The organism is Burkholderia sp. 4NA327C6 (assembly GCF_005502655.1).
GTDB lineage: Bacteria > Pseudomonadota > Gammaproteobacteria > Burkholderiales > Burkholderiaceae > Burkholderia > Burkholderia contaminans.
Genome location: NZ_SCNZ01000033.1, coordinates 71,253 through 93,972 on the forward strand (window position 1 = coordinate 71,253; position 22,720 = coordinate 93,972).

17 protein-coding genes are annotated in these 22,720 nt (G+C 68.0%); 7 read left to right on the forward strand and 10 right to left on the reverse strand.

All coding sequences use genetic code 11. The annotated features are described in order from the left end of the window. On the forward strand, positions 1-2,388 hold the full coding sequence (locus tag FFS49_RS28260) for a CHASE2 domain-containing protein (protein ID WP_105816806.1): 2,388 nt from the start codon (positions 1-3) through the stop codon (positions 2,386-2,388). Positions 2,389-2,425: 37 nt separating this feature from the next. Next, a complete protein-coding gene (locus FFS49_RS28265) occupies positions 2,426-3,040 on the forward strand; it encodes a DUF4136 domain-containing protein (RefSeq protein WP_105816805.1) in 615 nt (204 codons plus the stop codon). A gap of 60 nt (positions 3,041-3,100) precedes the next feature. Here the strand turns inward: FFS49_RS28265 and galU are convergent, their stop codons facing one another. Next, a complete protein-coding gene (gene galU / locus FFS49_RS28270; protein ID WP_039347352.1) occupies positions 3,101-3,985 on the reverse strand; it encodes a UTP--glucose-1-phosphate uridylyltransferase GalU in 885 nt (294 codons plus the stop codon). An 87-nt stretch (positions 3,986-4,072) separates the two neighbouring features. Next, complete coding sequence (locus FFS49_RS28275) at positions 4,073-6,940, reverse strand: valine--tRNA ligase (protein WP_105816804.1); 2,868 nt, start codon at positions 6,938-6,940, stop codon at positions 4,073-4,075. A gap of 213 nt (positions 6,941-7,153) precedes the next feature. Between FFS49_RS28275 and FFS49_RS28285 the strand changes: the two genes are divergently transcribed. Next, positions 7,154-9,517: a UvrD-helicase domain-containing protein gene (locus tag FFS49_RS28285; protein ID WP_105816803.1), complete on the forward strand. Its 2,364-nt coding sequence runs from the start codon at positions 7,154-7,156 to the stop codon at positions 9,515-9,517. Beyond that, complete coding sequence (locus FFS49_RS28290) at positions 9,514-10,311, forward strand: 5'-methylthioadenosine/adenosylhomocysteine nucleosidase (RefSeq protein WP_105816802.1); 798 nt, start codon at positions 9,514-9,516, stop codon at positions 10,309-10,311. The genes FFS49_RS28285 and FFS49_RS28290 overlap by 4 nt, the downstream gene beginning before the upstream one ends. A 75-nt stretch (positions 10,312-10,386) precedes the next feature. Here FFS49_RS28290 and FFS49_RS28295 read toward each other — a convergent pair whose 3' ends face one another. Further along, the gene (locus FFS49_RS28295; protein ID WP_105816801.1) at positions 10,387-11,625 is read right to left on the reverse strand and encodes an MFS transporter; all 1,239 of its coding nucleotides are present in this window, start codon (positions 11,623-11,625) and stop codon (positions 10,387-10,389) included. Between the two features lie 413 nt (positions 11,626-12,038). Here FFS49_RS28295 and FFS49_RS28300 point away from each other — a divergent pair, with 413 nt between their 5' ends. Then, on the forward strand, positions 12,039-13,712 hold the full coding sequence (locus tag FFS49_RS28300; protein WP_039347339.1) for a methyl-accepting chemotaxis protein: 1,674 nt from the start codon (positions 12,039-12,041) through the stop codon (positions 13,710-13,712). 21 nt (positions 13,713-13,733) lie between these two features. On the opposite strand, the gene FFS49_RS28305 is transcribed toward FFS49_RS28300, so the two are convergent. The 4 genes from FFS49_RS28305 to FFS49_RS28320 are packed head-to-tail and all read right to left on the reverse strand — an operon-like array spanning position 13,734 to position 18,615. After that, on the reverse strand, positions 13,734-14,609 hold the full coding sequence (locus tag FFS49_RS28305) for an HlyD family secretion protein (protein ID WP_039347337.1): 876 nt from the start codon (positions 14,607-14,609) through the stop codon (positions 13,734-13,736). Between the two features lie 12 nt (positions 14,610-14,621). Next, the gene (locus FFS49_RS28310) at positions 14,622-14,825 is read right to left on the reverse strand and encodes a DUF1656 domain-containing protein (protein WP_039347334.1); all 204 of its coding nucleotides are present in this window, start codon (positions 14,823-14,825) and stop codon (positions 14,622-14,624) included. Then, positions 14,822-17,023, reverse strand: a complete 2,202-nt coding sequence (locus FFS49_RS28315; protein ID WP_137909933.1) for an FUSC family protein — start codon at positions 17,021-17,023, stop codon at positions 14,822-14,824. The genes FFS49_RS28310 and FFS49_RS28315 overlap by 4 nt, the downstream gene beginning before the upstream one ends. 14 nt (positions 17,024-17,037) lie before the next feature. Continuing rightward, positions 17,038-18,615, reverse strand: coding sequence for an efflux transporter outer membrane subunit (locus FFS49_RS28320; protein ID WP_105816799.1), 1,578 nt, complete (start codon positions 18,613-18,615; stop codon positions 17,038-17,040). Between the two features lie 157 nt (positions 18,616-18,772). Here FFS49_RS28320 and FFS49_RS28330 point away from each other — a divergent pair, with 157 nt between their 5' ends. Together FFS49_RS28330 and FFS49_RS42130 are read left to right on the forward strand one after the other, a co-directional pair. Further along, positions 18,773-19,714: a LysR family transcriptional regulator gene (locus FFS49_RS28330; RefSeq protein WP_039347327.1), complete on the forward strand. Its 942-nt coding sequence runs from the start codon at positions 18,773-18,775 to the stop codon at positions 19,712-19,714. Positions 19,715-19,831: 117 nt separating this feature from the next. After that, complete coding sequence (locus FFS49_RS42130; protein ID WP_163008969.1) at positions 19,832-19,984, forward strand: hypothetical protein; 153 nt, start codon at positions 19,832-19,834, stop codon at positions 19,982-19,984. 61 nt (positions 19,985-20,045) lie between these two features. On the opposite strand, the gene FFS49_RS28335 is transcribed toward FFS49_RS42130, so the two are convergent. The 3 genes from FFS49_RS28335 to FFS49_RS28345 are packed head-to-tail and all read right to left on the reverse strand — an operon-like array spanning position 20,046 to position 22,686. Then, complete coding sequence (locus FFS49_RS28335; RefSeq protein ID WP_105816798.1) at positions 20,046-20,876, reverse strand: metallophosphoesterase; 831 nt, start codon at positions 20,874-20,876, stop codon at positions 20,046-20,048. 25 nt (positions 20,877-20,901) lie between these two features. Further along, positions 20,902-22,323, reverse strand: a complete 1,422-nt coding sequence (locus FFS49_RS28340; protein ID WP_105816797.1) for an FAD-binding oxidoreductase — start codon at positions 22,321-22,323, stop codon at positions 20,902-20,904. Between the two features lie 18 nt (positions 22,324-22,341). Continuing rightward, a complete protein-coding gene (locus tag FFS49_RS28345) occupies positions 22,342-22,686 on the reverse strand; it encodes a DUF2069 domain-containing protein (protein WP_137951028.1) in 345 nt (114 codons plus the stop codon). Between the last annotated feature and the right edge of the window lie 34 nt (positions 22,687-22,720).

Here is a 22,720-nt window from a genome sequence, read left to right on the forward strand (position 1 = left end):
ATGAAACCCGATTCCGTTTCTCCGCGGCGGCACCTCGGCCGCCGCTTCCTGATCGAATGGATCGCGATCGGCTGCCTCGGGGTCGCGGTGATCCTCACGTGCGCGCTCGGCCGCCTGTCGTCGAGTGTCGACGGCTTGATCTACGACCGGCTGCTGATGCTGCGCAGCCTGCCGCTTTCACCGGACGTGGTCGTCGTCGACATCGACAACCAGAGCGTGTCGGCGCTCGGCCGCTGGCCGTGGTCGCGCGACGTGCATGCGCGGCTGCTCGACACGCTGGCGCGCGCGCAGCCGGCCGCCGTCGTCTATGACGTGCTGTTTACCGAGCCGTCGCCGGAAGATCGCGCGTTCGCGGATGCAATGACCCACGTGCCGACCTTCCTGCCCGTGCTGCTGAGCCCGGAGCAGGCGGACGGCACGCGCGCGGTCGACCCGCCGGTGGCCGCGCTCGCGGCGCGTGCGGTCGGGCTCGGTCACATCAACCTCGAAGTCGACCCCGACGGCATCGTACGCAGCGTGGCGCTGTACGAAAGCGACGGCCGCGTGCGCTGGCCGCAGCTGATGGTGCCCGTGTATCGCGCGATCCAGGGCGGCCAGCTGCATCCGGTCGGCGGTGCGCCCGGCCCGCATGCGCACGACCTGTCGGGCGACGCGACCGGCGAGGGCCGCTACCTGATCCCGTTCAGCCGCAACACGCCGGCCTATCCGACGCTGTCGTTCGACGACGTCCTCGAAGGGCGCGTGAAGCCCGACGCGCTGCGCGGCAAGATCGTCGTCGTGGGCGTGACGGCGTCGGGGCTGTACGATCGTTTCGCCACGCCCGTGTCCGGTGAGTTCGGGCCGCTCGCCGGCGTGTATATCCATGCCAACGTGCTCGACATGCTGGCGACCGGCAGCGCGATCTCGCCGGCGTCGCGCGCCGGGCTGTTCGTCGCGTCGCTGCTGCCGCTCGCCGTGCTGCTGGGCGGCTTCCTGATGCTGTCGCCGTGGCGCGCGCTGCTGCTGACGCTGAGCCTGGCCGCGCTTGCCGTCGTCGCGAGCACGGCGCTGCTGTTCGAGGCGCGCATCTGGCTGTCGCCGGCGCCTGCGATCTTCGGGCTGATCGCCGTCTACCCGATCTGGAACTGGCGGCGCCTGGAAATGACGATGTCGTACCTTCGCCGCGAGCTGCAGCGGCTCGCCGACGAGCCGCACCTGCTGCCCGAGGCGCCGCGCACGCGCAGCGTCGGCGGCGATGTGCTGGAGCGGCAGATGGCGCTGATGGCGCAAGCCGCGCAGCGCGTGCAGGACATGAAGCGCTTCGTGTGGGACAGCCTCGACAGCATGCCCGAGCCGATCTTCGTGACCGACCTGGCCGGCACCGTGCTGATCGCGAACCATGCGGCGAAACGCTACGGTTCGCGGCTCGCGCTGCCGATGCCGGAGGGCCGTCCGCTGCGCACGGCGCTCGGCGAGCTGACGTTCATGAAGACCGTCGACGGCAACGCCGAGCACGACGCGACGATCCGCGAGCACTGGCCGGCCGCGCTCGACCCGACGCTCGAGGCCGAGCACGACGCGATGGCGCGCGGCATCGAGGTGCGCGATCGCGACGGGCTCGACCATCTGCTACGCTACGCGGCGTGTACGAACGCGCAAGGGCGCGTGACGGGCTGGATCGCCGGCCTCGTCGACGTGACCGAGCTGCACGCGGCCGAGCGGCAGCGCGAGGAAGCGCTGCACCTGCTGTCGCACGACATGCGCTCGCCGCAGTCGTCGATCCTCGCGCTGGTCGAGATCGAGCGCGACCGCGTCGAGAGCGACGCGATGCGCGGGCTGCTCGCGCGGATCGAGCGCTATGCGCACCGCGCGCTGTCGCTCGCCGACGAGTTCGTGCAGCTGGCGCGCGCGGAGTCGCAGGCGTACCAGCTCGAGGTGACGAGCCTCGTCGACGTGCTGATCGACGCGAGCGACGAGGTATGGCCGCAGGCGCAGGCGAAGCACATTCGCGTCGACACCGACGTCGGCACCGACATGTGCTGGGTGCGCGCGGACCGCTCGCTGATCACGCGCGCGTTCGTGAACCTGTTGAACAATGCAGTCAAATACAGTCCGTCCGATACCGTGATCACGTGTACGCTGGCGGTCGAGCACGCGTCGAAACGGATGTTCTGTACGATTCGTGATCAGGGATACGGCATTGCGCCGGAAGATCAGCGGCATCTGTTCGAGCGTTTCAAGCGATTCCATGCCGGCGAGCGGCCCGAAATCTCGGGTTCCGGGCTCGGCATGGCATTCGTGAAGACGGTCGTCACGCGCCATGGGGGCAGCGTGTCGGTCGACAGCGAGGTGGGTGTCGGCACCGCGGTGACGGTGTCGTTGCCCGCGATCGACGAGCCGTCCGCCTGACAGGGCCGGGCGCGACGGCAGGCATTTGGGGAAAGCCATGAGAAAGGAATGGGCAGCGACCGCGCTGGCGGCGTCGCTGTTGACGGGTTGCGCCGGCGTGACGAGCGGCGTGAGTGTGCTCGGGCAGCCGAACGCATTCGCATCCGGCGCGCACGGCTACGATTTCGTGCGCACGGCCGCGCAGGCCGATGATGCCGAATACCGGCAGATCGAGACGCTCGTGCGCGACGAACTCGCGCACCGCGGCTTCGATGCGAAGCCGCTCGCGGCCGCGCGCTACCGGCTGTCGATCGCGTATGCGACGCAGCCGGCCGCGGTCGCGGCGAGCGCCGACGGGTGCGGGGCCGCGAGCAGCGCATGCGTGACGGTCGACGGGCCGGCGCCGTTCGCGCTGCCGTTCATGGGCCGCGTATATCGCCATGTGCTGACGCTGCGCTTCGTCGACGCGAAATCGGGCGCCGACGTCTACCGCGTATCGGCCGCGCTGCGCGATCGCGATCCCGGCACACGACAGGCCGCGCCGGCGCTCGTGAAGAGCGCGCTCGCGAAGGTCCCGTTCGGCGACGGCGGCGGCTGGCTCGTCAAGACGAAAAAAGACGACGCGGGCGGGATGCCGGGCGTCGTCTCGGTGAAGCCGGCCGAAGCGCGCTGAGCGTCGGCCGGTGAGGTGAGGGCGGGCTCGCCGGAGCGAGCCCTCGTGCCCTTGCCGCGTTCAGGCGGCCGGGTGTGCGCCCGAACGCGCGCGCAGGTACGCGTCGAATTCCGCGCCGACTTCCGCGTGGCGCAGCGCGAATTCGACCGTCGCCTTCAGGTAGCCGAGCTTGCTGCCGCAGTCGTAGCGCGTGCCCTGGTACTTGTAGGCCAGCACTTGCTCGTCAGCGAGCAGCGCCTGGATCGCGTCGGTGAGCTGCAGCTCGCCGCCCGCGCCGGGCTTCAGCGCGCGCAGGTGCTCGAAAATCCGCGGCTTCAGGATGTAGCGGCCGACCACGCCGAGGTTCGACGGCGCGACTTCCGGCGCCGGCTTCTCGATGATCGCCGACATCTTGACGATCGACTCTTCCCACTCCTTGCCGTCGACGATCCCGTACGACTTCGTCTCCGACGGCGGGATCTCTTCCACGCCGATCACCGAGCTGTGATAGTGGTCGAACACGTCGACCATCTGCTTCATCACGGGCGGGTTGCCGTCGAGCAGGTCGTCCGCGAGGATCACCGCGAACGGGTTGTCGGCCACGAGCTTTTCCGCGCACAGCACCGCATGGCCGAGGCCGAGCGCTTCCGGCTGGCGCACGTAGAAGCAGTCGACATGGCTCGGCTTGATGCTGCGCACGAGTTCGAGCAGCTTTTCCTTGCCGCGCGCCTCGAGTTCGGCCTCGACTTCGTACGACTTGTCGAAGTGATCCTCGATCGCGCGCTTGCTGCGCCCGGTCACGAAGATCATCTCGGTAATGCCGGCGGCGATCGCTTCCTCGACTGCGTACTGGATCAACGGCTTGTCGACGACCGGCAGCATTTCCTTCGGGCTTGCTTTCGTAGCCGGAAGGAACCGCGTGCCGAGACCGGCAACGGGGAACACTGCCTTGGTAACTTTCAACATGATCGAACCTTTATTCCTGTAATCGACTTGTCAGACGGTCTATGTTCACGTTCGCATTATAGTGAACGCAAACGACCTTACCCTTTGTTACGCAGGCAACCGATCGAGCTGGGCACGCAGTTTCTCGAGCGTGCTCTGGAATTCCGCGACGCGCTTCTGCTCCTGTTCGACCACGGCCGGCGGCGCTTTCGCGACGAAAGCCTCGTTGCCGAGCTTTGCATTGCACTTCGTGATTTCGTTCGTCAGGCGCGTGATTTCCTTCGACAGGCGCTCGCGTTCGGCCGCGACGTCGATCTCGACCTTCAGCACCAGCTTGTTCGGCCCGACGATCGCGATCGGCGCGCCGTGCGCTTCCTTGTCGAGCGTCGCTTCGTCCGCGAGGATCTGCACTTCCGACAGGCGCGCGAGGGCCTGAACGTACGGCGCGAACGAGCGCAGGCGCTCGGCGTCGCCGGCTGCGAGCAGCGGCACCTTGGTGGCCGGCGACAGGTTCATCTCGCCGCGCAGGTTGCGGCACGCGTCGACGATCGCCTTCAGGTCGGCCGCCCACTGTTCGGACACCTCGTCGATCTTCTGCAGGTTCGCGATCGGGTACGCCTGCGTCATCAGCGACGCTTCGCCCTCGGCCTTGCCTTGCGGATAACGGCCGGCCAGCGGCGCGACTTTCTGCCAGAGCGCTTCGGTGATGAACGGGATGATCGGGTGCGCGAGGCGCAGCACCGTCTCGAGCACGCGCAGCAGCGTGCGGCGCGTCGCGCGCTGCTGTTCCGGCGTGCCGTTCTGGATCTGCACCTTCGCGAGTTCGAGATACCAGTCGCAGTACTCGTCCCACACGAACTTGTAGATGCTGCTGGCGATGTTGTCGAAGCGGTAATCGGCGAAACCCTTCGCGATGTCGGCCTCCGTGCGCTGCAGCAGCGACACGATCCAGCGGTCGGCCGCCGAGAAGTCGAGGTAGCCGCCCGGGCCGCAATCGCCCGCGCCGCAGACTTCCGGCTTGCCGGCGCCGCAGTCGTGGCCTTCGCAATTCATCAGCACGAAGCGCGTGGCGTTCCACAGCTTGTTGCAGAAGTTGCGATAGCCTTCGCAGCGTGCGAGGTCGAAGTTCACGTTGCGGCCGAGCGTCGCCATCGACGCCATCGTGAAGCGCAGCGCGTCGGTGCCGAACGCGGCGATGCCGTCCGGGAATTCCTTGCGCGTCTTCTTCTCGATCGTCGCGGCCTGCTTCGGGTTCATCAGGCCCGTCGTGCGCTTCGCGACCAGCGTGTCGAGGTCGATGCCGTCGACGATGTCGATCGGGTCGAGCGTGTTGCCCTTGCTCTTCGACATCTTCTGGCCTTCCGCGTCGCGCACGAGGCCGTGCACGTAGACGGTGTGGAACGGCACCTTGCCCGTGAAGTGCGTGGTCATCATCACCATCCGGGCGACCCAGAAGAAGATGATGTCGAAGCCCGTGACGAGCACCGACGACGGCAGGAAGTGCTTCAGTTCAGGCGTTTCGTTCGGCCAGCCGAGCGACGAGAACGGCACGAGCGCCGACGAGAACCACGTGTCGAGCACGTCTTCGTCGCGCTTCAGTGCACCCGTGTAGCCCTTCGCGGCAGCCTGCGCGCGCGCTTCTTCCTCGTTGCGCGCGACGAATACCTCGCCGTCCTCGCCATACCACGCGGGAATCTGGTGACCCCACCACAGCTGGCGCGAGATGCACCAGTCCTGGATGTTCTCGAGCCACTGGTAGTAGGTGGTCGTCCAGTTTTCCGGCACGAACTTGATCTGGCCGCTGCGCACGACGTCGAGCGACGTTTCCGTGATCGACTTGCCCGGATTGAACGTGCCTTCCGGCGCCGGCTTCGTCATCGCGACGAACCACTGGTCGGTCAGCATCGGCTCGATCACGACGCCCGTGCGGTCGCCGCGCGGCACCATCAGCTTGTGCGGCTTCACCGAGTCGAGGAAACCTTCCGCGTCGAGGTCGGCGACGATCGCCTTGCGCGCGTCGAAGCGGTCGAGGCCGCGATACTGCTCGGGGCCGTTGTCGTTGATCTTCGCGTCGAGCGTCAGGATCTCGATCGGCGCGAGCTTGTGGCGCTGGCCGACCTGGTAGTCGTTGAAGTCGTGCGCGGGCGTGACCTTCACGACGCCCGTGCCGAACTCGCGGTCGACGTAGTCGTCGGCGATCACCGGGATCTCGCGGCCCGTCAGCGGCAGCGTGACGAGCTTGCCGATCAGGTGCGCGTAGCGCTCGTCTTCCGGGTGGACCATCAGCGCGACGTCGCCGAGCATCGTTTCCGGACGCGTCGTGGCCACGGTCAGCGAACCCGAGCCGTCGACGAGCGGATAGCGGATGTGCCACAGGTGGCCGTTTTCCTCTTCGCTCACGACTTCGAGGTCCGACACGGCGGTCAGCAGCACCGGATCCCAGTTGACGAGGCGCTTGCCGCGGTAGATCAGGCCCTGTTCAAAGAGCGTGACGAACACGTCGCGCACGGCGGCCGACATCTTGTCGTCCATCGTGAAGTATTCGCGCGACCAGTCGGGCGATGCGCCGAGGCGGCGCACCTGGCCGGTGATCGTCGAACCCGATTTTTCCTTCCATTCCCACACGCGCTCGACGAACTTCTCGCGGCCGAGGTCGTGGCGCGACACGCCCTGCGCGTCGAGCTGGCGCTCGACGACGATCTGGGTCGCGATCCCCGCGTGGTCGGTGCCGGGCACCCACAGCGTGTTCTCGCCGAGCATCCGGTGGTAGCGGGTGAGGCCGTCCATGATCGTCTGGTTGAACGCATGGCCCATGTGCAGCGTGCCCGTCACGTTCGGCGGCGGCAACTGGATCGAGAAATCGGGACGGGCCGGGTCGAAGGCCGGGGCCGCGTAGCCGCGCTTTTCCCACTCCGGCCCCCATTGGGACTCGATGGTGTGGGGCTCGAAGCTCTTCGCAAGCGTGTTGTCGCTCATGTTGGAAATCTGCCGAAAAATGCGTGAATTGGATGCCGAATCTGACAATTATAAATGGATGCACATCGACCAGCCATCGCCGTGCCGGCGCGGGCCCGTCGCGACGCCGCCGCGGCGCGCCTGTGACGTGCCGTCGAACGGATCGGGAACGGCATCGCGCGGCCGACTTATAATGTCGGGTCCGCATTTTTCTCGCCCGTTCGCTGCCGCTCCATGCCCGACCTGCTCGCCAATCTGAACCCCGAACAACTCGCCGCCGTCACGTTGCCGAACGAACCGGCGCTGATCCTTGCAGGGGCGGGCAGCGGCAAGACCCGCGTGCTGATCACCCGCATCGCATGGCTGATCCAGCAGGGCTACGCGTCGCCGCCCACCGTGCTCGCCGTGACCTTCACGAACAAGGCCGCGCGCGAAATGATGGCGCGCCTGTCGGCGATGATGCCGATCGACACGCGCGGGATGTGGATCGGCACGTTCCACGGCCTGTGCAACCGGATGCTGCGCACGCACTGGCGCGACGCCGGTCTGCCGCAGACCTTCCAGATCCTCGATACGGCCGACCAGCTGTCCGCGATCAAGCGGCTGATGAAGGCGGCGAACGTCGATGATGAGAAGTACCCGCCGAAGAACGTCCAGTACTTCATCAACAACGCGAAGGAACAGGGGCTGCGTCCCGACAAGGTCGACGCGTCCGACAACTTCAACCGCAAGTTCGTCGAGCTGTACCAGGCGTACGACCAGCAGTGCCAGCGCGAGGGCGTCGTCGATTTCCCGGAGCTGCTGCTGCGCTGCTACGAGCTGCTCGCGTACAACGCGCCGCTGCGCGCGCACTACCAGGCGCGCTTCCGGCACATCCTCGTCGACGAGTTCCAGGACACCAACAAGCTGCAGTACGCGTGGCTCAAGATGCTCGCGGGCGGCGAGAACGCGATCTTCGCGGTCGGCGACGACGACCAGTCGATCTACGCGTTCCGCGGCGCGAACGTCGGCAACATGCGCGACTTCGAAGAAGAATTCCGCGTGCGCAACCTGATCAAGCTCGAGCAGAACTACCGGTCGCACGGCAACATCCTCGACGCGGCGAACCAGCTGATCTCGAACAACGCGCACCGCCTCGGCAAGAACCTGCGCACCGACGCGGGCCACGGCGAGCCCGTGCGCGTGTACGAGGCGAGCACCGACTCGCAGGAAGCCGGCTGGATCGTCGAGGAGATCCGCTCGCTGATCAACACCGGGATGGCGCGCAGCGAAGTGGCCGTCCTGTACCGCAGCAACGCGCAGTCGCGTTCGATCGAGCACACGCTGATGTCGTCGGGCATCCCGTATCGCGTGTACGGCGGCCTGCGATTCTTCGAGCGCCAGGAAGTGAAGCATGCGCTCGCGTACCTGCGCCTGATCGACAACCCGAACGACGACACCGCGTTCGTGCGCGTCGTGAACTTCCCGACCCGCGGCATCGGTGCGCGCTCGATCGAGCAGCTGGCCGACGCCGCGCGCCTGTACGGCTGCTCGATGGCCGCCGCGATTCCGTACGTGACGGGCAAGGCCGGCACGAGCCTCGGCGGGTTCGCGAACCTGGTCGCGAAGATGCGCGCCGACACGCAGCACATGAATCTGCCCGACACCGTCGAGCACATCGTGCGCGCCAGCGGCCTCGCCGATTTCTACCAGGGCGAGCGGGAAGGCCAGGACCGTCTCGAGAACTTGCAGGAACTCGTGAACGCGGCCACCGCGTTCATCGCCGAGGAAGGCTACGGGCTCGACACGCCGGCGCGTTCGATCCCGCTGCGCGCGGGCGCGATCGCGGCGCCCGAGCTCGGCACCGCGACGGACGATCCGGCGGTCGACGTGCTCGACCCGGTATCGCCCGCCGATCCGGCGCAGAACCCCGACACGATGACGCCGCTCGCCGGCTTCCTGTCGCATGCGTCGCTGGAGGCCGGCGACAACCAGGCGCAGGCCGGGCAGGACGCCGTGCAGCTGATGACGGTGCACGCGGCGAAGGGGCTCGAGTTCTCGGCCGTGTTCATCACGGGCCTCGAGGAAGGGCTGTTCCCGCACGAGAACAGCGTGCTCGAATCGGACGGCCTCGAGGAAGAGCGCCGGCTGATGTACGTCGCGATCACGCGTGCGAAGGAGCGGCTCTACCTGTCGTTCGCGCAGAGCCGGATGCTGCATGGCCAGACGCGCTACAACGTCCGCTCGCGCTTCTTCGACGAACTGCCCGAGCACGTGTTGAAGTGGCTCACGCCGAAGGTCGAGGCCGGTTCGCGCTGGGGCGGCCGATCGGACAACGCCGGCTACGGTCGAGACTGGTTCGCGCGGCCGGGCGGCGGCAGTCGCGAGCAGATCGTCGATCCGGCCGTATCCGCGCCGCTGCCCGCGTTCGCGAACAAGCAGCGCGCGGCCGATGCCGGCTTCCGGGTCGGCCAGCAGGTGTTCCACACCAAGTTCGGCGAAGGCACGGTCACCGCGCTCGAAGGCAACGGCACCGATGCGAAGGCGCAGGTGAAATTCAAGCGGCACGGCGAGAAGTGGCTCGCGCTCGCGGTCGCGAAACTGCAGGCGGTGGAATGATGGGCATCGACATGGATGTGACGCTTGCGGCCCGCCCGCTCGGCATTCTGGCCGCGCTGCCCGAGGAACTCGGCGACCTGATCGCCGCGATGCGCGCCGACGGCGCAATGAAGACGGTCACGCTCGGCCGCCGCGATTATCACGTCGGCACTGTGCACGGCGCGGCCTGCGTCGTGACGCTCGCACGGGTCGGCAAGGTTGCGGCCGCCGCGACGGTCAGCGCGCTGATTCACGTGTTCGGCGTGGCGGGCGTCGTGTTCACCGGCGTGGCGGGCGGCGTGTCGCACACGGTGCGGGTTGGCGATGTCGTCGTGGCCGATACGCTGCTGCAGCACGATCTCGATGCGTCGCCGCTCTTCCCGCGCTACGAGGTGCCGCTGCTCGGCATCACGCGTTTCGCGACCGACGCGGCGCTGACCGCGAGCCTGCGGGCGGCGTGCACGCAGTTCGTCGAGGAAGAGGGCGCGCAGTTTGCCGCGCGTTTCGGCCTGGCCGGTGCGACGCTGCATGCGGGGCTCATCATCAGCGGCGACCGCTTCGTGTCGAGCGAGCGGGAGGTCGTCGCGTTGCGCGATGCGCTGCCGGATGCGCTTGCGGTCGAGATGGAAGGCGCCGCGATCGCGCAGGTGTGCGCGGAGCACGACGTGCCGTTCGCGCTCGTGCGCACGATCTCCGATACGGCCGACGATCATGCGACACAGTCGTTCTCGCACTTCCTGTCGGCGATCGCGAGCAGCTATTCGTCCGGCATCCTCAAGCGTTTCCTGTCGCTGCATGCGACGACGGCGGCCTGAAGCCGCCGTCGTTTTCTTCATTTCCTTCATTCGAGCCGTTTGACCGGCCGCGGCGCGCACGCCGCGGCCGGGTCGTCACGCCTGCTTGCGCCGGCTGCTTTCGAGGTTCGGCAGGAACACCGTCAGCACGCCGATCAGCGGCAGGAACGAGCACACCTTGTAGACGAACGGGATGCTCGTCGCGTCGGCGAGCTGGCCGAGCACGGCCGCGCCGACGCCGCCCAGGCCGAACGCGAAGCCGAAGAACAGGCCCGCGACCATCCCGACCTTGCCGGGCATCAGCTCCGTCGCATAGACGAGGATCGCGGCGAACGCCGACGCCAGCACGACGCCGATGATCACGGTCAGCACGCTGGTCCAGAACAGGTTCGCGTACGGCAGCAGCATCGTGAACGGCGCGACGCCGAGGATCGACACCCAGATCACGTACTTGCGGCCGATCCGGTCGCCCACGGGCCCGCCGATCAGCGTGCCGGCCGCCACCGCCGCGAGGAACACGAACAGGTGGATCTGCGCGGCCTGCACCGACAGGTGGAACTTGTCGATCAGGTAGAACGTGAAATAGCTGTTGATGCTCGCGAGGTAGAAGTACTTCGAGAACACGAGCAGCACCAGCACGCCGATCGCGCCCATCACGCGGCCGCGCGACAGCGTCGGGTGGCCGGCCGCCGCGGCCTTCTTCTTCATCGACGGATGCTTCTTGTACCAGTGGCCGATCTGCGTGAGCACGATCATCGCGACGAGCGCGGCCGCCGAGAACCACGCGATGCTGTGCTGGCCGTGCGGAATGATCACGAGTGCGGCCAGCAGCGGCCCGAGCGCGGAACCCGCATTGCCGCCGACCTGGAACACCGACTGCGCGAGCCCGTGCTGGCCGCCCGACGCCATCCGCGCGACGCGTGACGATTCGGGGTGGAACACCGACGAACCGCAGCCGACGAGCGCCGCGGCCACCAGCAGCATTTCGAAATTCGGCGCGACCGACATCAGCAGCAACCCCGCGAGCGTGAAGCCCATGCCGACCGGCAGCGAATACGGTTTCGGACGCTTGTCGGTATAGAGGCCGATGAGCGGCTGCAGCACCGACGCGGTGATCTGGTAAGTGAGCGTGATCAGGCCGATCTGCGCGAACGACAGCGCGAACTGGCTCTTGAGCATCGGATAGATCGCGAGGATCAACGACTGGATCATGTCGTTGAGCATGTGCGAGAAGCTGATCGCACCGAGCACCGGGTACACGGTGCGGGCGACGGGCGGGGCGGATGGCTTGGCGGCGGCTGCGCCGGCGGAGCCGGTGTCGAGGCTGGTTTCCATGTGAGAGCTGAACGAGTTGAGGTGGCGGGCGCGCTCTGCTGGGGACCGGCGCGTCTTGAATCGTTGCTGCGTCAAAGAAGTGTAATGTGGCGTATCGAGAATGTCAGGACAACTTTTGTCGCGAATCGGACATTCATCTGATGGATCGCCGGGTGCGTGTTTTTTTGACCGGGTATAACGCTGGCGGTGCGCCTGCCCGTCACGGGAGGGCGTGCCCGGGGCCGGTGCGTGGTTTCCCGGACTCAAGAAACGGCGGTGGCGGCCGTAGAACGACCCAATGACAAGACAACAGGCGCGCCGCGCCCGGCACCGGCTATCCGCCGGTGCGGGCGCAGGACGCGCGGCAAGGCCAGCCATCGCGGGAATGCCGGGACCGACCTTTCCGGCCGCGTGATCAATACGGGGATAGTTCGATGAAAGCAGCATCTTTGCATCCACGGCCCGGTGCGGCCGCCGCCGCACCCGACGTTGCCGCCGGCCGCGCCGCGCGGCGCCCGCGGGCGGCACGTCGCGAGCGCCGGCCGTGGACCGTCAAGGCGACGTTGCGCGCCGCATTCGCGATCCTGCTTGTCGGCACGCTCGCGATCGGCGTGTTTTCGCTCTGGCAGATCAGCCGGCTGAACGCGTCGATCGCGTCGGTCTACGAGCAGGGCCACGTCGCGAGCCGCGCGGCCGAAGAGGTCCGGGCCGAAGTGCTGCGCGCGAGCCGTGCCCAGAAGATGCTGCTGACGGCGACCACCGCGAAGGAGCGCGACGAACTGGGCGCCGACGTGGGCGCGGGGCTCGCGTCGATCGGCCAGGCGCTCGGCACGCTGCAGCGCTACGCGGATCCGGCCGATGCCGACGATTCGGCGCGGCTGCGCGCTTTCTCGGCGGCGGTCGGTACGTGGAGCGCGCATCTGCGCGATTTCGTCGAACTCGTGCGTGCGCAGCCGCTCGACCTGTCGCAGATGAACTGGCAGGTCGGCACGCAGGACGTGTCGCTGCTGGTCGAAACCGGCAAGCTCGAGAAACTCGTCGCCGAACTCGTGAAGACGCGCGGTGCGAAGTCGAAGGCGACGCTCGATGCGTCCGCCACCATTTTCTCGTCGTCGTTCGCGATGATCGCGGCGATGACGGTTGCGCTGATCGTGCTCGCGATCGTGATCGCCGAGCGCGTCGTGCGCCGTCTCGCGTCGCAGCTCGGCGGCGAGCCCGCGCACGCGAAGGCGATCGCCGCGGACATTGCGCGCGGCGACCTGACGCGACCGATCACGCTGGGCCGGCACGACCGCGACAGCATGGTGCGTGCACTGGCCGAGATGCAGACGGGGCTCGCGGCGACCGTCGGCGAGATCGCCGTCAGCGCCGAGGCGATCGCGGCGGCGTCGGGCGAGATCTCCACCGGCAACCTCGACCTGTCGAAGCGCACCGAGCAGCAGGCCGTCGCGCTCGAGCGCACCGCGGCCAGCATGGAGCAACTCACGTCGACCGTCCGCCAGAACGCCGAGAACGCGCGGCAGGCGAGTGCGCTCGCGGCCAATGCGTCGGCCGTCGCGGAGACGGGCGGGGAGGTCGTCGGGCGCGTGGTGGCGACGATGAGCGAGATCGACGACAGCGCGAAGAACATCCGCGACATCATCGGCACGATCGAGGGCATCGCGTTCCAGACCAACATTCTTGCGTTGAATGCGGCGGTCGAGGCCGCGCGCGCCGGCGAACAGGGGCGTGGCTTCTCGGTGGTCGCGGGCGAGGTGCGGCTGCTCGCGCAGCGCTCGGCGACCGCGGCGAAGGAGATTCGCGAGTTGATCGGTGCGTCGGTCGAGCGCGTCGCGAACGGTGCGACGCTCGCGCACGACGCGGGCCGCACCATGGGCGACGTCGTGCGGGCAGTGAAGCGCGTGACCGACATCATCGGCGAGATTTCCGCGGCATCCGACGAGCAGAGCGCCGGCATCGACGAAATTGGCCGTGCGGTCACGCAGATGGACGCCGGCACGCAGCAGAATGCGGCGCTCGTCGAACAGGCGGCCGCGGCCGCGAATGCGCTCGACGAGCAGGCTCAGGCGCTGAAGTCGCTGGTCGGGCGTTTCCGCATCGCCGCGTAACCGCGCCCGGCCATCCGGCGTTTACGACTTTTTCTGCTTGTCCGGATCGATGATGACCGTGCAGGTCGTGCCCGCCGACAGCACCACGTCGGCCGGCACGTCGTCGATCTTGATGCGCACCGGCACGCGCTGCGCGAGGCGCACCCAGTTGAAGGTCGGGTTCACGTCCGCGACGAGGTCGCGGCTTTGCGGGTTGTCGCGATCGTAGATGCCGCGCGAAATGCTTTCGACGTGGCCCTTCATCACGCCGCCGCTCATCAGCCGCATCTCGGCCGGCGCGCCGATCTTCACGCGCGGCAGCTTGGTTTCCTCGAAGTAGCCGTAGACCCAGAACGAATGGCTGTCGACGATCGCGAGCTTCGCCTGGCCGGCCACCGCATAGTTGCCCTTGAACGTCTGCAGGTTCGTGATGTAGCCGTCGACCGGCGCGACGACGCGCGTGCGCTCGAGGTTGAGCTTCGCGGCATCGAGCGCGGCGACTGCCTGCTGGTACTGCGCATCGGCGCTCGACGCGCTGTGCGCGGCGTTCTCGCGGTTTTCCTTCGACACGACGAGCGCATCGAGATCCGCGCGGCGGGCCGCGTCGTCGCGGCGCATCTGCAGTTCCGCGCGGCGGGCGGCGACGGCCGCCTGCGCCTGCTCGACCGCGATCTGGTAGTGCGACGGGTCGATCTGCATGATCAGGTCGCCTTTCTTGACGAGCTGGTTGTCATGCACGGGCAGCTCGACGATCGCGCCCGATACGTCCGGCGCGACGTTGACGATCTCGGCGCGCACGCGCCCGTCGCGCGTCCACGGATCGTCCATGTAGTGCACCCACAGCGAGCGCCCGATCAGAATCGCGACGAGAAGGATGACGGCGGTCGCGACGAAGCCGAAGAGTTTTCTGAGAATCATGATGGTTCGGAATCAACGATAAACGGCGAGACTCAGTCCGCCGCAAATGCAGACGAGAAGGCAGGCCCGGAACAGCGACGGGTGCCAGACGAGACGGTAGAGGCCCGTGTAGGCGAGCAGGCGGTCGACGGCCCAGGTCGCGAGCGCGCCGAGGGCGAACATCAGCACCACCGTGGGCATGTAGGCATCGAGAATGGCGATTTCACGCGGCATCATGACGAGGCTCCTGGTTGGGGACGCACGGGGCGGTTGCGGTTGAGCGCGGCGAGCGGCGATTCGGGATCGAGCAGCGCCGTGCGCACGAAATGCAGGTGGCTCAGGATGCGCTGCAGCCGGTGGCGCTCGTCGCGCGTCGGCGTGAACGCGTCGAGTGTCTGCCGGGTCGCGTCGATCGCATCGTTGACCGCGGCGAGCGTGGCGTCGAAGCGTTCGGCGTCCGGCCGCGTGAACAGCGACGACAGCGCGGCGCGCATCGTCTCGATCGTGCGTCGCCACGACGTCGTCGGCGCATAGCGCGGCTCGGAGGGCAGCGTCGCCAGCTCGTGGCGCAGGTCGATGGCCGCGTTGCCGGTTTCGAGCACCGCGAACATCCAGCGCAGCGCGTCGCGCTGCACGTCGGGCTGGTCGGCCGACAGCGTATGCGCCTGGTACATCAGGTCGCGCGCGCCGCTCTCGAAGCGCGTGCGCAACCCGGCGAGCCGTGCATGGCAGGCCGCAACCGCCTGGTGGCGCAGGTCGGCGAACAGGCGTTTCTTGAGCCACGGCGCGGTCGGCGGGAACAGCACCGCGAACGCGATCGCCGATACCAGCATCGACAGCAGCAGCGCGAGCGCGTCGTTCATGAAGCTCATCGGATCGTAGTGCGTGATGCTGTCCGGGCCCGCGAGGAAGCAGAAGAAGATCAGGTAGCCCATCCCGTAGCCCGCGAGCTTCGGCTTCAGCGTCATGTAGATGCCGATCGCGAGCAATGGCGCGAGCGCCGCGCACAGCAGCCAGAAGCCATCGATCCGCGGGTAGATGCCGAACGTCAGCAGGAAGCCGGTACAAACGGCCAGCGCCGTGCCCATCCCCATCTGCGCCGCCATCGCGGTCGGGCGCGGTGCCGACGACGCGAGCGCGCAGGTCGCCGCGGCGTTCAGCACCAGCATCACGCCGCTCGGCCACGCGGTCTCGATCCAGAACCAGCCCAGCGCGAGAATCACCGTCGCGGTGCGGATCCCCGCGATCGTGGCGGCCGTCCGGTTGGTGCGCGGCTCGTAGCGCTCGATCCAGCGTTCGCGCTCGTGCGTCGCGGTCGCGAGCGACGCATAGGTCGCCGCATATTCCTGCAGGTCGGTGATGAAGCGGTACAGCAGCTCGGCGGCCGTGTCGAAGTCGAGCAGCGGGAAGCCGGGCTGCGTTTCGAGTTCCGCGCGTGTCGCGCGAATGCGGCGCGGCAGCGCATCGCGCCACGCGAGCAGTTGCTCGGCCGAGTGCGCGGCGTCGATCGACGTGCGCACGGGTTCGCCGTGGCGCGTGAGCAGCGGCGCGATTTCGCGGAAATACGGCTCGATCGCATCGATCGCGGCCTGCGCACCGGCCGCGTGCAGCCGGTTCATCAACTGGTGCAGCGCGTGAAAGCGGCTCGACGCGCTCATGAACTCGCTGTTCAGCCGCGCGAGCCGGCCGCTGCGCATGCGCGTGTCCGGATTCTCGAACACGGCCATGCTGCGCGCGGCCTCGAAGCCGACCACGTCGGCGACGAAGCGCGTGTGGATGGTCTCGATGTGCGCGCGGTCGAGCTGGCCCGACAGTGCCGACGCGACGTAATCCACGAAGCTGCCGAAGCGCTTGCGCACCGTCGTGCGCATCTGCTCGCCGGTGTACTGCGGAAACACGAGCGCGCTGACGAAACCGGCCGACACGATCCCGATGATGACTTCCGAGACGCGCGTCATCGCGCTCATGAATGCCCCGTCCGGGTGCTGCGACGCGGGCAGGCCGATCAGCGCGGTCGTATAGCCGGCGAGCAGGAAGCCGTAGCTGCGGAAGTTGCGATTGCGCGCGGCGCCGGCGGTGCACAGCGCGATCCAGATGGCGATCGCCAGCAGGAACAACTGCGGCTGCTGCGGGAACAGCCCGACGAACGTGAGCGTCGCGATGAGCCCGAAGATCGTGCCGGCGACCCGGTAGAAGCTCTTCGCGAGCACGGCGCCGCTTTGCGGCTGCATCACGATGAAGACGGTCGTCATCGCCGTCTTCGGTGCCGGCAGGTCGAGCCGCATCGACACGCCGAGCGCGATGAAGGCCGCGAGCAGCGCCTTGAACAGGTAGAGCCACGCGGCGCCGTCGGTGCGGGCCCAGTCGCCGAACGCGGCGGTCCAGGCCGCGAATGGGCCGCCGACGGGTGTGGAAGCGGGGGAGGAGGCTGACATGGCGTCGCTCCGCGTTACTGTGCGGCCGGCACGCCGGACGCACCGGCGGCGGCCACTTGCGCGGGCCGGGCGACGGCTGCCGCGGGCTTCGCGCCCGACGCGGCGGCTGGCGCGGCTGCGCCGGCGGCGGATTCGTCATGTGGCACGTCCGTACCCGTCTCGACGCCACCGCCGAGCGCGGCCATCAATTGCGCGTGCGCGGCGAGGCGTTCCGCATCGATGCGGGCGGCCGTCTCCTGCGCGCGCAGCAACTGCTGCTGCGCGACCAGCACGTTCACGTAATCGGTCAGCCCGCGGCGGAAGCCTTCGCGCGACAGTTGGTAGCTGCGGTCGTTGGCGGCCACCGAGCGTGCGGCGTCCTTTTTCTGCGTATCGAGCGAACGGATCCGCACGACCTGGTCGGCGATGTCCTTGAGCGCGCCGACGATCGTCTGGTTGTAGCGCTCGACCGCCTGGTCGTAGCCGGCGTTCGCCGCGCCGAGCTGCGCGCGCAGCCGGCCGCCTTCGAAGATCGGCAGCGACAGCGCGGGGCCGGCCGTCCAGCCGCCGTTCATCGCGCGCAGGAAGTCGGTGAACGGCGCGGTCACGCCGAAGCCGCCGACCGTCGCGAGCAGGTCGATGTTCGGGTAGAACGACGCCTTCGCGACATCGATGCCGCGCGCCTGCGCGTCGACCGTCCAGCGTGCCGCGACGACGTCGGGGCGGCGGCCGAGCAGGTCGGCCGGCATCGCCGACGGCAGGCCGACCGGTGCGTCGAGCGACAGCTGCGGCCGCTTGATCGCATCGCCCGCGCCGGGGCCCTTGCCGGCCAGCGCGGCGAGCTGATGCCGCGCAAGCTGGATCGCTTCCTCGTAGCTGTCGATCTGGCGCTCATAATCGGGCAGCGTCGATTCCGCCTGGCTTACTTCGAGCTGCGTGCCGAGGCCGGCCTGCAGCCGCTTGCGCGCGAGATCGGTGAGCGAGCGCTGGCGTTCGAACGTTTCGTGCGCGAGGTCGAGCAGCGCGTAGTTCATCGACATGCCGACGTACGCACGCACGACGTTGACTTCGAGCTCGAGCTTGGCCGCACGCGCGTCGGCGGCGGTCGCATGCGCGGTGTCGAGCGCGCGCTCGGTCGCGTTCTTGTCCTTGCCCCACAGGTCGAGGTGGTACGACAGGCCGAGCGTGCCGGTGTTGTTCCAGGTATCGGCGTTCGCGAGCGGGCCGGGGCCGTAATACACGTTGTCCGGCCAGTGCTCGCGCATCAGCGACAGGTTGCCGTTGATCTGCGGCAGCTCGGCCGAGCGGGCCACGCGCGCCATTGCCTGCGCTTCGCGCACGCGGGCCTCGGCGGCCGCGAGCGTCGGGTTGCCGGCCTGGGCGTCGGCGATCCAGGCGTCGAGCTGCGGATCGCGGTAGGCGCGCCACCAGTCGGCCGTCGGCCAGCCCGCGTCACGGTCGGCTCCACGGATCGCGGCGCCGGCGTCGAGCGCGTTCGCCTCGATGCGAGCCGACTGCGGCTTGTTGTCGCCCATGCTCGCGCATCCGGCCATTATTAATGAGACTGCAAGAACCGCCAGTGCGAGCGTCCCTTTTGTCGCCGGAGACTGCACGATTTTCTCCCTTTCGGATATAGATGAGTCGGATGCGATTATATTTTTCAGTGATTCCTGAATAAATGGACAAGGGTGCAAGTCATTTTTACGAATCCTGAGACAATACTTGTTCGCCTCTGTGCAACAATCCGTCCGGATTCAAACGGGTAATGGGATGGATACGTTACAAAACATGCGGGTATTCGTCCGTGTGGTCGACGCGGGAAGCTTTACCGCGGCCGCCCAGCAGATGAATTCGACCACCGCCTATGCGTCGCGCGCGGTCTCGGATCTCGAGGCCCACCTGCGCACGCGACTCCTGAACCGCACGACGCGCCGGATCGCGCTGACCGAGGCCGGCGAGCGTTATCTGCAGCGCTGCGAGCAGATCCTCGCGTACGTCGACCAGGCCGAAGCCGAGGCGGGCGACGCGCATGCGCGCCCGTCGGGCAAGCTGAAGGTTCATTGCTTCACGAGCCTCGGCCAGCACTATCTGGTGCCGGCCATCGCGCGCTATCGCGAGCGCTATCCGGACGTGCATGTCGAGTTGACACTCGCACAGCGGATGCCGGACCTGCTCGACGAGGGGTATGACGTCGCGATCGTCGTCGGCCGCGATCTGCCCGATTCGGGGCTGGTGTCGCAGCGGCTCGGCGTGAGCTACAGCGTCGTGTGCGCATCGCCCGGGTACGTCGAGTCGCACGGCGTGCCGCAGCGGCCGGCCGACCTCGCGCAGCACGTGTGCCTCGGGATGATCGCGCCGGGCTTTCACTTCGACGAATGGGCGCTGTCGGGCCCGAACGGCGACGAGGTCGTGCCGGTCACGGCGCCGCCGTTTCGCGTGAACGTCGCCGAGGCGCTCGCGGTGGCCGTGCGGGAAGGGATGGGGATCGGCGGTCTGCCGCTCTATTCGGCGATCGGCTGGCTGCGCAGCGGGCACATCGTGCGTGTGATGCCCGAATACCGGTCGCACGTGATGAACATCTACGCGCTGTATCCGTCGCGCCAGTACCTCGACGCGAAAATTCGCACCTGGGTCGATTTCCTGCGCGACGAACTGCCGGCCACGCTCGCCGCCGACGAAGCCGCGCTCGAGCAGTACACGCGTGCGACATGACAGCGCGGCTGACCGCAATCTGACGAGATTTGTCCTTCACGCAACATTTTTTTACGAACGCGTGTCAGACAGTTTGATACTGTGGGAATTAACGAGATACGCAACCCCGGAGTAGCAATGGATACGCACCTGATGATCGGCCTTGGAGTCCTGCTGGGCGCGGCCGCGGCCGCCGCGGCGACCCGCGACCTGCTGCGCGCGATGAAGGCGAAGGCGCAGATGAAGCCGGTGCCGGTGCGGGTGCGCGAGCAACGCCGTCCCGGCCGCTGATCCGGCTGGTCACGCTCCGGGTCGAACAGGGGCCGCGCAACGCGGCCCCGCGGGCCGGCGTTCAGCCGAGTTCGACGACCTTGTCCCACGCGAACGCGGCATTTTCCAGTTCGCCGGTGCGCCGGTGGATGTAGCCGCGCGGGTTGCACACCACGCGTGTGCCGCCGTCCGCCACATAGTCGAATGACGTATGCGTGTGGCCGTGGAGCCACAGATTGACCGGCGGCTGCACGAGTTCCGCCATGTCCGTCACGAATCCCGCCGACGCAAGATCTTCCGCGTAGCGCGCCGCCAGCGAGCGCCGGTGCGGCGCATGGTGGGTCACGACGATCGTCTGGCCCGCGAACGGTGTGGCGAGCTGCGCTTCGAGCCACGCGCGGCTGCGTCGATGCAGCGCGATCGCGTCCGCCGGCGAGAAATCCCGCTCAGGCGTGCCCGGCGCCGCATGCAGTGCCGCGTCATGCGGCCACGTCACCTGGATCAATCCCTTGAAATCGAGCATCACGCGCAGCCCGGCCTCGATCGAGCCGGCCAGGCTGGCTTCGTCATTGCCGAACAGCGAAAAATCGGCCCAGAGCGTCGTGCCGAGCACGCGGAAGCGCTGCCCGGGATCGACGTAGACGTCGTTGTTCAGGTAATGCACGTTGTCGAGCGCCTGCGCCGCATCGCGCATCGCCGTCTCCAGCGCGCCGAATTCCCCGTCGTAGTACTCGTGGTTGCCCGGCACGTAGATCACCGGCACCGCCGGGTCGAACGTTTCGGCGGCCCAGCGCAGGCCTTCCGCGTGATTGTGGATGTCGCCGGCGAGCACGACGAGGTCCGCGTCGGCATGCGGGATCGCGTCGGGCAGGTTGCTTTCGAGATGCAGGTCGGACAGGACGCGGACTTTCACGGGCGGGGCTCCGGGGTGGACGGCTTCAGCGCAGGACCTTGCCGGGATTCATCAGGCCGCGCGGGTCGAGCGCGGTCTTCAGCGTGCGCATGAGCGCCGTTTCGACCGGCGACTTGTAACGCTGCGCGTCGTCGATCTTCAACTGGCCGATGCCGTGCTCCGCGCTGATCGTGCCGTGGTGGCGGTGCACGTTGTCGTAGACGATCCGGTTGATCGGCGCCTGGAACGCGGCCAGGAACGCTTTCGGGTCGCCGCCTTCGGGCATCTGCACGTTGTAGTGGAGATTGCCGTCGCCGAGGTGGCCGAACGTGACCATCCGAGCGCCCGGCGCGGCTTGCTGGATCGCCGCGTCGGTCTCGTCGATAAAGCGCGCGATCGACGAAATCGGCACCGCGATGTCGTGCTTGATGTTGAGCCCTTCGTCGGCTTGCGCGAGCGGGATATGCTCGCGCAGATCCCAGAACGCGCGCGACTGCGCGAGATTCTCCGCGACCACCGCGTCGACCACGAGCCCGGCCTCGAATGCTTCTTCCATCAGTTTCTCGAACAGCGCGCGCGCATGCGCTTCGCTTTCGTTGTCGGACAGCTCCAGCAACACCGTCTGCGCATGCGTCTGCGCGAACGGGTAGCGCAGTTGCGGGTAGTGCTTGCCGACGAGCTGCATGCAGAAGTCCGACATCAGCTCGAAGCCGGTCAGCAGCGGCCCGGCCGCGCGTTGCGCGAGCGCGAGGAAATCGAGCGCCGCGTGCGGCGATTCGAGCGCGGCGAGTGCGGTGACCTGCGCGGCCGGCAGCGGATGAAGCTTCATCACGGCCGCCGTGATGATGCCGAGCGTGCCTTCCGCACCGATGAACAGGTCGCGCAGGTCGTAGCCCGTGTTGTCCTTGCGCAGTCCGCGCAGCCCGTCCCAGATCTCGCCCTGCGGCGTCACGACCTCGAGCCCGAGACACAGCTCGCGCGCGTTGCCGTAGCGCAGCACCGCGGTGCCGCCCGCATTGGTCGACAGGTTGCCGCCGATCGTGCAGCTGCCTTCCGCCGCGAGGCTCAGCGCGAACAGCCGGCCGCCTTCGCGGGCGCGCGCCTGCACTTCGGCGAGGATCACGCCGGCTTCGACGGTGATCGTGTTGTTGTGCGCATCGAGCGCACGCACGCGGTTCAGGCGCGCGACGCTCAGCACGGCCTGGCTGCCGCTCGCGTCGGGCGTGGCGCCGCCGGCCAGGCCCGTGTTGCCGCCTTGCGGCACGAGCGCGATGCCGTGTGCGTTGGCCAGCCTGACGAGCGCGGCGACTTCGGCCGTGTTCGCGGGCTTCAGCACCGCGCATGCGGCGCCCTTGTAGCGGCGGCGCCAGTCGGTCAGGAACGGCGCGGTATCGTGCGGGTCGGTCAGCACGTGGTCGGCGCCGATCGCGTCGCGGCACGCGGAAACGAAAGCTTCGGAGGACATCATTACCTTGTCGCTTAAGGGTCAGGACGCGGCGCGCGACTTTTTCGCCGCGCGCTTGAACGGCGCGACGTAGGCCAGCGCCGCCACGAAGAAGGTGACGGCGAGCGCGGTCTCGCACCAGCCGAGCGTCGCGGACAGCCCGCGATCGGACATGCCGCGCACGACGCCTTCGGCGAAATAGACGAGTATCAGCATGCTCGCCCACTGCATCGTATAGATGTTACGCCGCCAGACGCCCGGCAGCGCGAGCGCGAGCGGGATGGCCTTGAGCATCAGCGCGGAGCCGCCCGGACGCAGCGGCGCGAGCCACAGCTCCCACGCGAGCGACAGCGCGATCAGCGCGACGAGGCACGCGGTGGCGACCAGCGCGTAGCGCGGCCGGGCCGCGACGGCGGGGCGG